This is a genomic window from Streptomyces sp. NPDC054866, from assembly GCF_053610745.1.
Map to the genome: position 1 here is coordinate 1 of NZ_JBSGZA010000038.1, position 1,008 is coordinate 1,008.

At 68.4% G+C, this 1,008-nt stretch carries 1 protein-coding gene; it reads left to right on the forward strand.

The features are described from left to right. Window positions 1-60: 60 nt before the first annotated feature. The coding region (locus tag ACWGI2_RS42080) for a polyketide synthase dehydratase domain-containing protein (RefSeq protein ID WP_453701343.1) at window positions 61-1,008 on the forward strand (948 nt) is incomplete at its 3' end.

Genomic DNA, 1,008 nt, shown 5'->3' on the forward strand with positions numbered 1-1,008 from the left:
GCCGCCGGGGCGGGTGTGGACTGGCGGGCGGTATTCGCGGGTGCTGGTGGGCGGCGGGTGGTGCTGCCGACGTATGCGTTCCAGCGTCGGCGTTTTTGGCTGGAGTCGTCGAGTGGGGGTGGGGGTGCGGAGGGTCTGGGGCTGGGTGCTTTTGGGCATGGTCTGCTGGGTGCGGCGGTGACGGTCGCGGGGACGGATACGACTGTTCTCACGGGGCGGGTGGCGCGTTCTTCGCATGGTTGGCTGACGGGGCATGAGGTCCGGGGTCGGGTGTTGGTTCCGGGGGCGGCGTTGGTGGAGATGGCGTTGCGGGCGGGTGATGAGACGGGTTGTCCGGTGTTGGAGGAGTTCACTCTCGAAGCGCCACTGGAGCTGCCCGGCACATCCGGTCTGCAACTCCAACTCACCGTCGAGCCGTTCGAAGCCGATGGATCTGGTCTACGCACTGTTGCCGTTCACGCCCGCCCCGATGACGATCCCACTCGACCGTACGCTCGTTGTGCCGCGGGACGGCTTGCTCCGCAGCGCGACCAGGGCGCCGAGGACTGGCAGGGGGCGTGGCCTCCTCCCGGTACGCAGCCCGTGGATCTGGCCCGTGTGTATGAGGAACTGGCCGAACGCGGTTATGCCTACGGCTCTGGCTTCCAGGGCTTGACGGGTCTGTGGCGTGGAGGTGACGGTCACGTCCGCTATGCCGAGGTCACTCTGCCCCAGGAGCACACCGGCGGCCACGGCCCCGACGCCTTCGGCCTGCATCCCGCCCTGCTCGACGCGGCCCTGCACACCCTCCTCGTCGACAGCGACAACACCGATATACGAGTCCCCTTCGCATGGACGAGTGTCTCCCTGTACGCCACTGGCGCCACGCACCTGCGGGTCAAGGCCGTCCAGACCGGGCCGGACATGGCGGAGATCACCTTGTACGACGGTGAGGGCGGGTTGGTCGCGGAGATCGGTGAGCTGACCCTGCGTACGCTCTCTCCGGCCGAGGCACAGGCCGATGCACCG